Genomic DNA, 14,191 nt, shown 5'->3' on the forward strand with positions numbered 1-14,191 from the left:
TTATTCCTTCCAGCTTGCCAGAGCGTTCACAGCGGCCACAGTCATCGCCGAGCCGCCCAGACGGCCGCGCACGATCATCGCGGGGCAGGGCGGGGCCTGTATCAGGGCCTCTTTGCTTTCGGCGGCGCCGACAAAGCCGACGGGGCAGCCAATGATCGCGGCGGGGCGCGGGCAGGCCGGATCTTCCAGCATGTTCAGCAGGTGAAACAGGGCTGTCGGCGCGTTGCCGATGGCCACCAGCGCGCCTTGTAAATGCGGGCGCCACAATTCCAGCGCGGCGGCCGAACGGGTGTTGCCCATGGCGCGGGCCATGTCAGGCACCTGCGGGTCGCGCAGGGTGCAGATGACGGGATTTCGGGCCGGCAGGCGGGGGCGGGTGATGCCCTCGGCCACCATGAAGGCATCGCACAGGATAGGCGCGCCCTCTGCCAGCGCGGCCCGCGCGGTATGCGCCATCCCATCCGAGAAACGCACATGTTCCTCAAGCCCGACCATGCCAGCCGCGTGGATCATCCGCACCACCACGGATTCCTCGTCGCGGTCAAAGCGGGCCAGATCGGCTTCGTGCCGGATGGTGGCAAAGCTTTCGGCATAAATCGCCGCGCCGTTGGTTTCATAGATATGAGGCATTCACAGCTCTCCGTTCAGAATGTCGTGGGGGTGCAGGCCGGTTCGGGCGGGGGCATCTGCCGCGCGGCCATTGCGGATCAGATCAAAGCGATCCGGCCCTGTTGCGGTCAGCGTCACCGCGCAGGGCTGCGGATGCGCGCAGCCTTTGGCGCAGCCGGAAATATGCACCGGCCTGGACGCATAACGCGGCAGAACGCCCGCCAGTTTGCGCGCCAGAGCACGGGTTTCGGACAGCGATTGTTTGCAGCCGGGCGCTCCGGTGCAGACGCTGATAGACAGGCGCGGATCGTGCGGATGGGTGATCAGCTGGGGATGAGCGGGCAGCCTGTGCGCCTGTTCCAGCAGCAGCATCCGCCAGGGTGTCAGACGTATCGGGCCCAAAGGTGCCAGCGCGGCCAGGGTCTGGGCGTGGATCTGCCCGAATTCCAGAGCAACGAGCGCACCATGTGTGCCCACCCCCGGCCCCGGAGGCGTCGCGGCAGCGAGGCGCGGGATGTCATGCCGTTTGGGCAGGGCGGTGGTGGCCAGATGCTGGGCCATGCGGCCTCGTCCAGCGCGGGCCCCGCCCGTTTTCAGGAACCAGTCTGCCAGATCCAGGGCCACCTGCGCGGCCGATCCGGCGTCTGTTTGCAGGCCCATCTCCATCCCGTCGGCGCGGCAGATCAAACCTGTGGCCGCGCGCTCGATCCGGATATCGGCCGGGCTGGCACACAGCACGGGGGCCGGGCCGCAATCCACGGCGAACCCGAATTTTCCGGGCAGATCCGGCGCGTCGGGCCGGGCCAGAGCCTGAGCAAGAGATCTGGCCACGCGATAGGTATCGTCCTGCCTGCGCCAGAACGGGGCGATCATCAGGTTGCGGCGGCTTTCGCGCCGGATATCGGCATCAATCAGGCCAAGGCGTTTTAACCCGTTGATCAGAGGCGTATATTCGGCCTTCTGGATGCCGCGGAGTTGCAGATTTGCGCGCGCGGACAGATCAATCAGCCCGTTTCCGTGACGCAGAGACAGGGCGGCGATTCCGGCGGTCTGATCTGGCTTCAGCCGTCCCAGCGGGGCGCGGATACGCACCACCAGCCCATCCCCCGAGACCATGGGGCGCAACGCGCCGGGGCACCAGCCGTATATCTTGGGCGCGGTCATGGCAGGGTTTCCAATCGGGCAAGGATGGCGTTGCGGCGGGTCTGCCACAGCCCCGATTCCAGCAGGGCCTGAAACCGATCGCGCAGGGCGCTTAGCGCCTGCGGGTTCGTGCGGTGCAGGAAGGCGGTGACATCCTCGCGCGCAAGTGTCGCCTGAAAATAAAGATCGAACAGATGGGCGGGCACTGCCCCTGCCAGATGGGCAAAAGCGGCCATGTGATCCAGCGTGGCGGCCATCTCGGCTGCGCCGCGAAACCCGTGCGCCATCATGCTGTCCACCCAGTCTGGATTGGCGGCACGGGCGCGCACCACGCGGGCGATCTCTTCTGGCAGCGCGCGCGCGCGCGGGGTGTCCGGACGGGTGGCATCCAGATGATACAGCGCGGGGGGCGGGGCACCGATACGGGCCATTGCGGCGGCAAATCCGGCCTCGTGCGCGGCATAATCCGCCGCCATCAGAAGATCGGTTTCCGGCAGATCCTGAAGGTGCACGAAACTGTCTGCGCCGCGCAGCCGGGTCTCCAGTTCCGGGCGGGCGGGGGTGATCTGGCCGGTTGCGGAAATCGCATGATCCGAGGCATTCAGCCAGGCCTCGCCCGCGGCGGCGCGACTGTCCCGAGAGTAGCTGTCCAGATGCGCGCCCATGCCCAGCCCATAGCGCCCCGGAGCAGGGCCAAACACCCGTGGGCTGCGCAGGCTGTAGGGGTTATCGGCGGTTTCCTCGTCGCGTTTCGCCAATTGCGCGGCGGCGGTTTCAAACATCTGCGCCAGTCCGGGGAACACATCGCGAAACAGGCCCGACACGCGCAGGGTGACGTCGATCCGGGGCCGGTTCAGCAGGGCAAGCGGCAGAATTTCGAACCCGTTCAGCCGGTCCGATTGCGTATCCCAGCGCGGCGCCAGCCCGGCCAGGTGCAGCGCCATGGCAAATTCCTCGCCGGCGGTGCGCATCGTGGCCGAGCCCCACAGATCAATCACCAGCCCCTTGGGCCAGTCGCCGTGGTCTTGCAGGTGTTTGCGCAGCAGTTCCTCGGCCAGTTTGATCCCCTGCGCATGGGCCGCCCGCGAGGGCACGGCGCGCGGATCGGTGGTAAAAAGGTTCCGCCCCGTCGGCAGCACATCGCTGCGCCCGCGATAGGGGGATCCGGACGGCCCGGCCGGGACGAACCGCCCCGAAAGGGCCTGTTGCAGGCCGGTCAGTTCGGCCTGTCCGTGCGGGCCGGTGCCGAACACATGCAGGCCTTCGCCGAACTGGCTTTCCTTGAGATCACAGACAAAACGATCAATGCGGGGGATGGCCTCGGCGGCCGAGGCCTGTTCGGGCAGGCCCAGATCGGTCTCGACACCGCGTCCCTGGGCCTCGGCGCGGATATCCGCGATCAGACGGTCCCGGCGGGCCGGATCCAGCCCGTCGGCCGTGGAATATTCATCCAGCAGAGTTTCAAGATGGGCCAGATCGCGCGGCAGGTTCGAATGCGCCAGAGGCGGCGGCACATGGCCCAGCGTGACCGCGCCGATCCGGCGTTTGGCCTGGGCGGCCTCGCCGGGGTCATTCACGATAAAGGGGTAGATCACTGGCATCGCGCCGGTCAGCGCTTCGGGCCAGCAGGTTTCCGACAGGGCGACGGATTTGCCGGGCAGCCACTCTAATGTGCCATGCGCGCCCAGATGGATCAGCGCGTCGCTTTGCCCGTGTAGCCACAGATAAAAGGCAACATAGCCGTGGCGCGGGGTGCGGCTCAGGTCGTGGTACTCGTCCGCGCGTGTGGCCTGCGCGCCGCGCTCGGGCTGAAGCGCAATCAGGGCGTTCCCAGCCCTGAGCGCTACGAACTCAAAGGCGCCCTCGTGCACGGCAGGGTCGTTTTCCGGGCTGCCCCAGCAGGCGGTCAGATCGTTTTGCAAACTTACGGGCAGGCGCAACAGGGCTGCCAGGTAATCGGCCATGGGCCAGCGCAGGCGCGCGGTTTGCAGGCGTTGCGACAGGTCTGGAATCTGGTGCAGATCATAGCCCTGCTGGGCCAGCGCGCGCATGATCACCGGAGCCGAGCCCAGCGTATCCAGCCCCACCGCGTGCGCCATCTGATAGGTTTTGCCCGGATAGGTGGACAGGATCAGCGCCAGTTTTTTACGCGTATTTGGCCGTTTGCGCAGCCGGTGCCAGGCGGCGGCGTGCTGCGCAATGGCGGCGATGCGCGCGGGGTCGGGCCTGTGGGCAAACCGGCTGTACTCCAGATCCGGGTCACGTTTCTCGGGCTGTTTGAAACTGGCGACACCGGCGAAAATGCGCCCGTCCACCTCGGGCAGGACCACATGCATGGCCAGGTCCGCCGGAGAAAGCCCGCGTTCGGACCCGGCCCAGTCCTTGCGGCGGGATGTGGACAGAGCGACCTGAAACACCGGGCCGTCGGCTGCCTCCAGAGGCGAGGGCTGACCTGCGGGGCCTTTGGCGGAAAAGGCGGTGGCATTCACGATCAGGGCGGGGCGATAATCGGCGATCAGCTGCGCGACCTGCGGCGCAGCGGGGCCTTTCAGGCTGGCGGCAAACAGGCCGATGGTCTGAAAGCCTTGGGTTTCGAACGCATGGATCAGCGCGTCAACCGGGCCGGTATCCGCCGCCGTCAGGTAGGTCCGATAGAATGAGATCAGCGCCCGTGGCCGTCCGTCCGGAGCAGGGGCCGGGCAGGGGCCGTGCTTGGGCAAATAGACCCCGGCCTGAGGGAACGCGGTAGCCTTGGGGGCATCGGGGGCGGGCAGCCCCGCGCTGCGCGCCAAGAGCGTCAGCGCCGCACGCGCGGCCAGGGCTCCGCCCGTGTCGCACAGGGTTTGCAACTGTCCAAGCGTTTGTTCCGGAACGGTCGAGAGCTGCTCTAGGCGGGGATCGGGGCGGCCGTCGGCGGGCAGAATGGCCAAGGCAATGCCCCGCCTGCGCGCCAGATCCTGCACCGTGGCCAGCCCATAGGGCCAATAGCTTTCGCCACCGATCAGACGCACCAGAATGGCCTTGGCGCCGTGCAGGGTCTGTTCGGCATAGGTGTCCACGGACAGCGGGTGTTTCAGCGCCACCAGATTGGCCAGGCGCAGGCTGGGCAAAGCCCCGCCCCCCTGCCGCCACCCCGCCGCGAAAGCGCCCAGGTCGCTGTCCGAAAAGGACAGCACCACCATGTCCGCAGGGCTGTGGCCCAAATCCTGCGGCAGGGCGCTCTGATCGAGCCCGTGGCTTTCGCGAAAGACGACGTGCATTCAGGATCAGCCTTCCAGAACGGCGCGAATGGCGGCGGCGTCGATATTGTCGTGCTCGGCGATGACCACCAGCTGGCTTTGGCGTGGGGCAGAGCCCCAGGGGCGGTCGTACTGGCTGCGGATTCGTTCTCCGACGGCCTGAACCAACAGGCGCATCGGTTTCCCCTGAATGGCGACATAGCCCTTGACCCGCAGGATGTTCTGCTCTTGCGCCAGGCGCAGGACGGCGGCCTCCAACATGTCCTGATCGGCGAATTCCGCGGTTTCAAGCACGATGCTGTCGAAATCGTCGTGCTCGTGATCGTGATGCCCGTCATGATGGCTGGGGCGGGCATCCAGATCGTCCTCGGCGGCGGCACCAATGCCCAGAACGATGCGCGGGTCGATCACGCCCTCGGCCATCGGCAGAACCGGCAGTTTGCGCGGCGTTCTGGCGTCGATGACCTGCCGGGCGGCAGCAATGCCGGAGACCCCGGCCAGATCGGCCTTGGACAGCAGCACGATGTCGGCGCAGGCGATCTGATCCTCGAAGACCTCGGACAGGGGGGTGTCATGATCCAGGCTGTCATCGGCCTCGCGCTGGGCCTGAACGGCACCGGGATCCGAGGCAAACAGCCCGCGCGCGACGGCCTCGGCATCGGCCAGGGCCACGACCCCGTCCACCGTGATACGCGAGCGGATCGCGGGCCAGTCAAAGGCCTTGAGCAAGGGTTTGGGCAGCGCCAGCCCAGAGGTCTCGATCAGGATGTGATCGGGCGTTTCGGGCAGGGCCATCAGGGCCTCGATCGTGGGGATGAAATCATCGGCCACAGTGCAGCAGATGCAGCCGTTTGCCAGCTCGACAATGTTTTCCGCAGGGCAGTTTTCATCCGCGCAGGTTTTCAGGATATTGCCATCCACGCCCGCCGTGCCGAACTCATTCACCAGAACGGCCAGGCGTTTGCCCTGGTTATGGGCCATCAGATGGCGGATCAGAGTGGTTTTACCAGCCCCCAGAAATCCGGTGATGACGGTGACGGGGATTTTGACCAGATCAGACATGGGGGGCCTCTTTGGGGGGAATGCGGGCGATGGATTGTTTGCGGAAAACCTCGGGGCGGGCGCGCCAGGGAACCAGACCGTCCGCGCTGGCCGCATAGGCCGCGATCCCGTCCAGAATTTGCCGGACATGCGTGTCGGGGTTGAGATCGCCATAGAGATAAGTCCAGCGCTCTGCGCCGCCCTCGATCACCATGGCGCATCCGCGGGCGCAGGCCGACAGGCACTGAACCGGACGCAGAGCGACACCCGCCGGCAGATCAGAATCGGCCAGCGCGGACAGCAGTCGCGCGCCGGGCCGTTCGGCCCGTTCATCCTGAGAATCGGGGGCATCGGCATCCTGCCCTGCGCGGCGGCAGGTGATGCAGACGGTGACGGTGACCTGAGTCATCCTTCCCTCACTTTCGTTGTGGCAAAAGGGGGAAGGCCAGCAGGGAATGCGCGTGCGAACGGCAGACCATCAGCCGGTCGCGAAACACCCCGTTCGCCCGTTACATCCTGTGCTGGCAGGTCTCCCGGCTTGCGGATTCAGGGGCGTTTTTTCAAACATCCCAGCGGTTTACCCACCTTCCCGGCCCAATCAGAGGCCAGTGGTCAGGCAACCTTTCCGGTCACGGTCGCGGGGGCGGCTGCGCTTGGCCGGGGCCCTGACGGGGCCATATCGGCGTATCGCATTCCCTCTTCGCCTGTCCTGAGACAGGAACCAACACAGGGTGTTACTGCGGCAAGTCCGCAGGGATTGTCAAGCGCTACGGGCGGGGACGGGGATTAAACAAGGGCGGGTATCAAAGCGCGGCCAGCCCTTTGTCCAATGCCATCAGGATGGTCTGCACGTTGTCCGAGGACAGGATCAACGGAGGAGACAGGATGATATTGTTCCCCGACACCCGGACCATGGCACCGTTTTCATAGGTCACGCGGTGGACCTGTCCGATCAGGGGTTTGTCAATGGCGGCCTTGGTGCTGCGATCACTGACCAGTTCCAGCGCCAGCATCAGACCGTGGCCGCCCCGGACGTCTCCGATGGCGTCATGCTTGTCTTTCAGCGCATTCAGCCCGTCGAACAGTTCCTGACCGCGCAGGGCGGCGTTATCCTTGACGTTCAGGCGCTGGGTTTCGTGCAGGCAGGCGATGGCAGCGGCGGCCCCCACGGGATGGCCCGAATAGGTATAGCCCGACCCGATAGACCCAGCCGCCGAGCGATCGGATTCAAACACCTCGGCCACCTGATCGGAGATCATCACCGCACCGAAGGGGAAATACCCGTTGGTGATGGCTTTGGCGGTGCACATCAGGTCAGGCTGCACGCCCCAGTGCCGCGCGCCGCTCCAGCTGCCGGTGCGGCCAAAGCCGGTGATCACCTCATCCGAGATCAGCAGGATCCCGTGTTTGTCACACAGCGCCCGCACACCGGGCATGAAGCTTTCATGCGGTGGAATCACCCCGCCCGCGCCCAGGATTGGCTCCATGATCATCGCGGCAATGGTGCCTGCCCCCTGAAAGGCGATCTCGTCCTCCAGCGCGGCCAGACACAGCTGCGCCAGCCGGGCCGGATCGGATTCGTTGAACGGGTTGCGATAGGTATAGGGGGCCGGGATGTGATAACAGCCGGGCAGCAGGGGTTCGTATTGCGTGCGGAAATTGGCGTTGCCATTGACCGAGGCACCAAAGGTATGGGTGCCATGATAGCCCTTTTTCAGCGACAGGGTTTTGACCCGCCCGGCATCCCCGCGCAGCTTGTGATATTGGCGGGCCAGACGCAGCGCCACCTCTACTGAATCCGACCCGCCCGAGGTAAAGAACGCCCGGCTCATCCCGTCGGGGGCAAAGAAATCGGCCAGCATCTCGCCCAGTTCGATCACCTGGTCGTTCGTGGTGCCCCGGAAGATCGAGTAATAGGGCAGCCGTTCCAGTTGTTCCGCGATGGCCTGTTTGATCGGCGCGCAGGAAAACCCAAGGTTCACGTTCCACAGCCCGCCCACGGCGTCCACGGTGCGGTGTCCGTCCACATCGGTGATTGTCACCCCGTCGCCGCCCACGATGATATCGGGCGGGTTGGCCTGGCTGTCGGCGGGATGGGCCATCGGGTGCCAGATGGTGCGGGCGTTCTTTTCCTTCAGGAAGTTGGAATCTTTCATGTGGGCCTCTTGGGGGCGGGGTCATGGTCTGACCGGATGTTGCGATACATAGGCGGAGAGACACCGCCCAGAGAGCCAGTGATCCAGGCCTGGGCATGGGCCAGGTGTTGGCATATTTCTGTTTGTTTTTCAGGGCTTTCGCGCAGGTTCGGAATGGCGATCGAAACCGCGCCGATCACGTTGCCCTCGGGGCCGAACAGCGGGGCCGCAACCGAGGTGACCTCAAGATCAAAGGCCTTGCCCAATGCGCTGAAACCGTTTTGCCGTGTCTGGTGCAGCAGATCGCGGATCGCCTGCGGGTCTGTGATGGTCTGCCCGGTGATGTCGCGCAGATCCTGTGATAGAATCTCAGATACAAATGACGCGTCCGAATAGGCCAAAGTTGCAATGCCCGATGCGGTGGCGTGCAGCGGCAGGGTTTCGGCCTCGTCAAAGGCAACCTGCGTGGCGTGAACCTGCGGGTCGGCGTGGTAGACGGGCGAAAGCGTCTGGCCCTGCAACAGGGAAACATGGGTCAGCTCGCCCACCGATTGGGCGATCTGCGTCACAATCGGCCGCAGAACCGAGCGCACCGGATGCGTTGCCTCGCGCACGCCCGACAGCCTGAGAATCGCCGGCCCCAAACGATAGGCGCGGGTCTGAGGGTGCTGCTCAAGATAGCCGTTTTCCAGCAATTCCGTCAGATGCCGATGCACGGTGGCCTTGTCCCGCCCGGCCAGCCGAACGAAATCGGTTAATCCGATCTCGGGCTTATGGCGTGAGAAAAAGTTCATTAACTCAAGGGCTTTGGTGATCGTTCCCAAGGGTGGCGGGCTCCGTTCGGCAGAATTTGCGGGTTTATCTGTCACGGATGTTGACAGAAAAGAAATCGCTGCGCAAGAATAAATGAAACCACTGGTTCACATAATGAACCTTTGGGTGGGCCAAAGCATCTGCCAGGCCCGGCAATATGTGCTGCGGCCCATTCCGATTGCGATCTGCACAAGGCTGAAACGAGGTGACCATGCTGGACCAATCCAAAATCGACGCGCTGCGGGATGCCCCTGTTCCGCCCGCGCAGCACGTGATTGACGGGGCGCTTTGCCCGTCGCTCGATGGTGCGGTGATGGAGGTGGTCTCGCCTCTGGATGGGACGGTGCTGACGACGATGGCTCGCGGAGGCCCCGCCGATGCCGAGGCCGCGATTCAGGCCGCGCGCCGGGCTTTTGACGATGGCCGCTGGGCGGATCTGCCCCCCGCCACGCGCAAGGCGATCCTGCTACGCTGGGCCGATCTGATTGAACAGAACGCGCTGGAACTGGCCGTTCTGGGGGTGCGCAATAACGGCACCGAGATCGGCATGGCGCTCAAGGCCGAACCGCTGAGCGCGGTGCAGACAATCCGCTATTACGCTGAGGCGATTGATAAAATTTACGGGCAGATCGCCCCCACCGCGCCCGGTGCTCTGGGCCTGATACATCGCGAACCCGTGGGCGTTGTTGGCGCGATTGTCCCGTGGAATTTTCCGCTGATGATCGCTGCGTGGAAACTGGCGCCGGCCTTGGCGGCGGGGAATACGGTGGTGCTGAAACCGGCCGAGACAGCCTCGTTAAGCTTGGTGCGTCTGGCCGAACTGGCCCTGCAAGCGGGCCTGCCTGCGGGCGTTCTGAATGTGGTTACCGGCCCCGGCGCGCAGGTCGGTCAGGCGATGTCTCTGTCTTATGATATTGACGTGATCGTGTTCACCGGGTCCGGCGGGGTGGGGCGGCGTCTGTTGGAAAATGCCGCGAAATCAAACCTCAAGCGGGTCTATCTGGAGCTGGGCGGCAAATCCCCCAACATCGTTTTCGCCGATGCACCTGATCTGGAAGAGGCCGCCAAAGCCGCCGTCAACGGGGCGTTCCGCAACGCGGGGCAGGTGTGTATTGCGGGCACGCGGCTGCTGGTGCAGCGCAGCATTCACGATGCGTTTGTCTTGCGTCTGACTCAGCTGGCCGAGGCGATGATCGTGGGCGATCCGCTGGACATGCGCTCGGATGCGGGCGCGGTGAACTCCGAAGGGCAGTTGCGGCAAAATCTGCGCTTCGTGGAGGACGCCCGCGCCGCCGGCCGTCAGGTCGTCACCGGCGGTCAGCGGATTTTGCAGGACACGGGCGGGTATTTCATGGCTCCGACCATCATCACCGGGGTGCAGGCCAGCGATCCTCTGGCCCAGCAAGAGGTGTTCGGCCCGGTTCTGGCAGTGATCGCCTTCGAGGATGAGGACGAGGCCATCGAGATCGCGAATGCCACCGATTACGGGTTGGCGGCGGGCATCTGGACGGCGGATCTGTCGCGCGCGCACCGGATGATTCGCCGGGTGAAATCGGGGCTGGTACATGTGAATACCTATGGGGGCTCGGACCTGACAGTGCCGCTGGGCGGTATGAAGCAATCGGGGAATGGGTATGATAAGTCTTTGCACGCATTCGATAAATTTCTGAATTTGAAATCCGCCTGGATTAAGCTGTAGGGGGGGCGCAGGATGGCTGAGCGTACAATTCTGATCGTGGGAACCTATGACACCAAAGAGGACGAGCTGCGCTATATCGCCGAGGTGATCCGAACGCAGGGCGGGCGCGTTGTGGCAATGGATGTCAGCGTTCTGGGCGATCCTGCTCAGCCTGTGGAGTATTCGAAACATCAGGTGGCCGAGGCGGCGGGGGGCTCGATCGCGCAGGCCATTGGCGGGGGGGATGAAAATTCTGCCATGCAGATCATGGCGCGGGGCGCGGCCCAGCTGACGGCGCACCTGTATGCCGAAGGGGCGTTTGACGGGGTGCTGGTTCTGGGGGGCACGATGGGCACCGATCTGGCGCTGGATGTGTGCAACGCGGTGCCTTTGGGCGTGCCGAAATACGTGGTCTCGACGGTCTCTTTTTCGCCGCTGATCCCGGCCGAGCGCCTGGCGGCGGATATTCAGATGATCCTGTGGGCCGGCGGGCTGTATGGGCTGAATTCGCTGTGCAAGGCGTCTCTCTCGCAGGCGGCGGGGGCCGTTCTGGGGGCTGCCCGTGCGGTTCAGCGGCGCGATGCCACGCGTCCGCTGATCGGCATGACCTCTTTCGGTAAGTCCTTTCTGACATACATGGTGCCGCTGAAACCCGCATTAGAGGCGCGCGGTTATGAGGTTGCCGTGTTCCACGCCACCGGGATGGGCGGGCGGGCGTTCGAAAATCTGGCCGCGCAGGGGGCGTTTGCCTGTGTGATGGATTTCGCCACACAAGAGGTAGGGAATTTCATCCATGGCTCGGCGCTTCATGCGGGTAAAACGCGGCTGACGGCGGCAGGGCGGGCGGGGGTGCCGCAGATGGTGTCTGCGGGGGGCTATGATCTGGTGGATCTGCCCGGATGGCAGCCGATGCCCGCCGCGCTGGAACAACTGGAGAGCCACGCGCACAACCGGCTGCTGACCTCGGTGGTTCTGGATGCGGGGGGGCGGCGCAAAGTGGCCCAGGCGCTGGCCAGGCGGTTGGCGCAGGCCCAGGGCCCATCGGTGTTTTTTCTGCCCACGGGCGGCACCCACGCCCTGGACGCGCCCGGTGCCGCGCTGTGCCATCCCGAGGGGTTGCAGGCGTTCGTGCAGGAAATGACGCAGGCCTGCCCGCCCTCGACGCAGCTGATTTCGCTGAAGGCACATATCAACGATCCCGCGTTTTCGCAGGCCGTTCTGGCGCAGTTTGATCGCTGGGTGGCCGAGGGGATTGTTCCGCGCCCTTAGCTGTGTTGCGGACAAACCCCTTGCCTCGTCTGACGTGTTGATCCACTCTGCCCGGCATTTGAAATCTTCTTTGTAAAGGGTGGTTTGGCCGAGGTTACGCCGTATCATCCGCAGATTTGGATGACGGGGTTGACACGGGCGACGAAGACAGCTCCGCGCAGGCGGGCTCGATTAAGCGATCTGATCACGCTGGGGCAGGTGCCACACGATCCGGTGCATCTGCGCGATCTCAAAGCGATGTCGGTGGTGGTGGTGCTGGCGACATTCTGTGTCTCGCTCAGTTATTTTCTGGTGCCTGAACGCTCGGATTTTCTGAAAATTTTCGACGGGGTGATCATCGGGGTCGAGCTGCTGTCCCTTCTGGCGTTCTGGCGGCTGCGTTCGGTCGAGGCGCTGTTTCGCATCTTTGTGCCGGCTTATCTGTCGCTGATGGGGTTCTTTGTGCTGCTCAATGGCACGCGCGAAGGCGATGTTCTGGCCTTTCTGGTGGTGCCCTGTGCGGCGGTTGTCGTGTTCGGGCCGCGTCGGTCTGTCCCGTGGTTCTGGCTGTGCCTGATCGGGGTTGTTGGACTGGCCATGCTGGATGAAATCCTGCCGCTGGTCAGTCTCGAGTCCGCCCGATCCGCAGTGAACCCGCAGGGGTATCTGTTCCACAGCCCGTGGAAAAAACCGCTGGGTCTGGTCGAGGGGATCGCCTTTGCTGCGGTCACATGCCTGCTGTATTTCCTGTTCCGTTCAGCTCATCGGCAATTGCGGCGGGCCAACATGGCCCTGGGGCGGGAAAAGCAGCAGGTCGATCGCCTGATGCGGGCGGTCTATCCCGATCATGTCATTGATCGGCTGAAAGAAAAGGACGCGCAGACCATCGTGGATCATGTTCCGCAGGCCAGCGTTCTGTTCGCGGATCTGGAGGGGTTCTCCAAGCTGGCGGACACCCAGACTCCTGCTGCTCTGGTGCGGATGCTGGACGTGCTGTTTGGCGAATTTGACCGGCTGACCCAGGCGCATGGCGCAGAGAAGATCAAATCGCTGGGGGATGGCTATCTTGCGGTTGCGGGGGTCAGTCAGGCCAATCCGGACCATGCGGCCGCCCTGTGTCAGCTGGGGGCTGAAATCGTGCGTGCGGTTCGGGATTTCGCACATCGCGAAGGGCTGGATCTGGGTGTGCGGGTGGGCGTGCATTCCGGCCCGGTGATTGCCGGGGTCATGGGGCGCACGCGGCCGCATTACGATATCTGGGGCGGCACGGTCAATCTGGCCCAGAGACTTCAGGCGACGGCCCCTCGGAACAGTGTGCAACTGTCCGGGCAGACTCGGGCGCTGGCCGGAAGGGCGCTGCAAGTCGAGGGCCCGCGGATGCTGACGCTCAAGGGGTTGGGCGAGGTCGCAATCTGGACGCTGCGCCCCTAGGTCTGGTGGAATCTGCGCCGGGGGCAGGTAAGGCATTCCCGACTTGTTTTCGGATCCGGGGATCGGACAATCTTAACCATCTGATAAAAAGATTGCACCGATGCCGACTGAAATCGCTCTTTCTCCGTCTCTTTTCGCCAATGGCGCGCTGCTGTTCTATGTGATCGGCCTGTTGATGCGCGAAGGGCTGTTGCTGCGGACCTTTCTGCTGGCCGGAACCGGGTGCTATCTGCTGTATTATTTCACCATCGCGGACACGCCCTTGTGGGATGCGATCTATGCCAGCACCTGCATTGCGATCGCGAATGTCTACTCGATTCTGCGGTCGGTCATGGATCGTTCGACGATCGGCATGTCGCACGACTATAAAGAGCTGTATGGGCATTTCCCAACCCTGACGCCGGGCCAGTTCCGGCGGATCATGCGTTGCGCCACCTGGCACGAAACCGAAGCCCCCCAAGAGCTGTGCCACCAGGGGTTTGAGCCCGAAGCGCTGTATTTCGTGCAAAAGGGCCCGGTCTTCCTCAGCCGCTCGGGGCAGAGAATACGCATTCAGCCGCAGCAGTTCCTATGCGAGATTTCCTTCGTTCAGGGGCGCGGGGCCGTTGCCAGCGCCTCGGTTCTGTTGGGGGCGGGGGCGCAGTATGTGCGCTGGGATCGCGCGCGGCTGTATCGGATGATGGATCGGTCCTTGCCTTTGGCGAATGCGGTTTCGGCGATGTTCAACAAGGACATGAGCCACAAATTGGCGCGCAGCTGGCCGCACAGCCACGCGCCGGTGCCGCCAGCGAAACGGCAGTCCGAGGCCCGACTTGTGTCCTGAACATGTGCCTTGAACATGTGGCCTTGCAGAA

General features: G+C 64.2%; 11 protein-coding genes and 1 riboswitch. Of the genes, 4 read left to right on the forward strand and 7 right to left on the reverse strand.

All coding sequences use genetic code 11. From position 1 onward, the window contains the following. From ACP15O_RS00450 to ACP15O_RS00480, 7 genes are all read right to left on the reverse strand, one after another. Positions 1 to 630 (reverse strand): precorrin-8X methylmutase, encoded by a 630-nt coding sequence (locus tag ACP15O_RS00450; RefSeq protein WP_425094059.1) that lies wholly within the window; start codon positions 628 to 630, stop codon positions 1 to 3. After that, the gene (gene cobG, locus ACP15O_RS00455) at positions 631 to 1,773 is read right to left on the reverse strand and encodes a precorrin-3B synthase (RefSeq protein WP_425094060.1); all 1,143 of its coding nucleotides are present in this window, start codon (positions 1,771 to 1,773) and stop codon (positions 631 to 633) included. Further along, on the reverse strand, positions 1,770 to 5,012 hold the full coding sequence (gene cobN / locus ACP15O_RS00460; protein WP_425094061.1) for a cobaltochelatase subunit CobN: 3,243 nt from the start codon (positions 5,010 to 5,012) through the stop codon (positions 1,770 to 1,772). Before cobN ends, cobG begins: the two co-directional genes overlap by 4 nt. Before the next feature lie 6 nt (positions 5,013 to 5,018). Further along, the gene (gene cobW / locus ACP15O_RS00465) at positions 5,019 to 6,053 is read right to left on the reverse strand and encodes a cobalamin biosynthesis protein CobW (RefSeq protein WP_425094062.1); all 1,035 of its coding nucleotides are present in this window, start codon (positions 6,051 to 6,053) and stop codon (positions 5,019 to 5,021) included. Then, a complete protein-coding gene (locus tag ACP15O_RS00470) occupies positions 6,046 to 6,441 on the reverse strand; it encodes a DUF1636 family protein (protein WP_425094063.1) in 396 nt (131 codons plus the stop codon). Before ACP15O_RS00470 ends, cobW begins: the two co-directional genes overlap by 8 nt. Before the next feature lie 97 nt (positions 6,442 to 6,538). Beyond that, positions 6,539 to 6,773: riboswitch (cobalamin riboswitch) on the reverse strand. A 62-nt stretch (positions 6,774 to 6,835) separates the two neighbouring features. Then, entirely contained in the window at positions 6,836 to 8,188 is a 1,353-nt protein-coding gene (locus tag ACP15O_RS00475) for an aminotransferase class III-fold pyridoxal phosphate-dependent enzyme (RefSeq protein WP_425094064.1), read from the reverse strand. Further along, positions 8,185 to 9,036, reverse strand: a complete 852-nt coding sequence (locus ACP15O_RS00480; RefSeq protein ID WP_425094065.1) for an IclR family transcriptional regulator — start codon at positions 9,034 to 9,036, stop codon at positions 8,185 to 8,187. Before ACP15O_RS00480 ends, ACP15O_RS00475 begins: the two co-directional genes overlap by 4 nt. Positions 9,037 to 9,191: 155 nt before the next feature. On the opposite strand from ACP15O_RS00480, the gene ACP15O_RS00485 reads away from it, so the two are divergent. From ACP15O_RS00485 to ACP15O_RS00500, 4 genes are all read left to right on the forward strand, one after another. Then, positions 9,192 to 10,679 (forward strand): aldehyde dehydrogenase family protein, encoded by a 1,488-nt coding sequence (locus ACP15O_RS00485; protein WP_425094066.1) that lies wholly within the window; start codon positions 9,192 to 9,194, stop codon positions 10,677 to 10,679. A 12-nt stretch (positions 10,680 to 10,691) separates the two neighbouring features. Then, entirely contained in the window at positions 10,692 to 11,927 is a 1,236-nt protein-coding gene (locus ACP15O_RS00490; protein ID WP_425094067.1) for a Tm-1-like ATP-binding domain-containing protein, read from the forward strand. 120 nt (positions 11,928 to 12,047) lie between these two features. After that, complete coding sequence (locus ACP15O_RS00495) at positions 12,048 to 13,337, forward strand: adenylate/guanylate cyclase domain-containing protein (protein ID WP_425094068.1); 1,290 nt, start codon at positions 12,048 to 12,050, stop codon at positions 13,335 to 13,337. A gap of 100 nt (positions 13,338 to 13,437) precedes the next feature. Beyond that, the gene (locus ACP15O_RS00500) at positions 13,438 to 14,160 is read left to right on the forward strand and encodes a cyclic nucleotide-binding domain-containing protein (protein ID WP_425094069.1); all 723 of its coding nucleotides are present in this window, start codon (positions 13,438 to 13,440) and stop codon (positions 14,158 to 14,160) included. The last annotated feature ends 31 nt before the right edge of the window (positions 14,161 to 14,191 follow it).

Origin of the sequence: Youngimonas ophiurae (nom. illeg.) (genome assembly GCF_049803795.1) — a bacterium.
Classification (GTDB): domain Bacteria; phylum Pseudomonadota; class Alphaproteobacteria; order Rhodobacterales; family Rhodobacteraceae; genus Thalassobius.

Bases quoted from the DNA above. Each gene is read 5' to 3' on its own strand.
- ACP15O_RS00450 (WP_425094059.1), bottom strand. From the start codon at position 630: ATGCCTCATATCTATGAAACCAACGGCGCGGCGATTTATGCCGAAAGC.
- cobG (WP_425094060.1), bottom strand. From the start codon at position 1,773: ATGACCGCGCCCAAGATATACGGCTGGTGCCCCGGCGCGTTGCGCCCC.
- cobN (WP_425094061.1), bottom strand. From the start codon at position 5,012: ATGCACGTCGTCTTTCGCGAAAGCCACGGGCTCGATCAGAGCGCCCTG.
- cobW (WP_425094062.1), bottom strand. From the start codon at position 6,053: ATGTCTGATCTGGTCAAAATCCCCGTCACCGTCATCACCGGATTTCTG.
- ACP15O_RS00470 (WP_425094063.1), bottom strand. From the start codon at position 6,441: ATGACTCAGGTCACCGTCACCGTCTGCATCACCTGCCGCCGCGCAGGG.
- ACP15O_RS00475 (WP_425094064.1), bottom strand. From the start codon at position 8,188: ATGAAAGATTCCAACTTCCTGAAGGAAAAGAACGCCCGCACCATCTGG.
- ACP15O_RS00485 (WP_425094066.1), top strand. From the start codon at position 9,192: ATGCTGGACCAATCCAAAATCGACGCGCTGCGGGATGCCCCTGTTCCG.
- ACP15O_RS00490 (WP_425094067.1), top strand. From the start codon at position 10,692: ATGGCTGAGCGTACAATTCTGATCGTGGGAACCTATGACACCAAAGAG.
- ACP15O_RS00495 (WP_425094068.1), top strand. From the start codon at position 12,048: ATGACGGGGTTGACACGGGCGACGAAGACAGCTCCGCGCAGGCGGGCT.
- ACP15O_RS00500 (WP_425094069.1), top strand. From the start codon at position 13,438: ATGCCGACTGAAATCGCTCTTTCTCCGTCTCTTTTCGCCAATGGCGCG.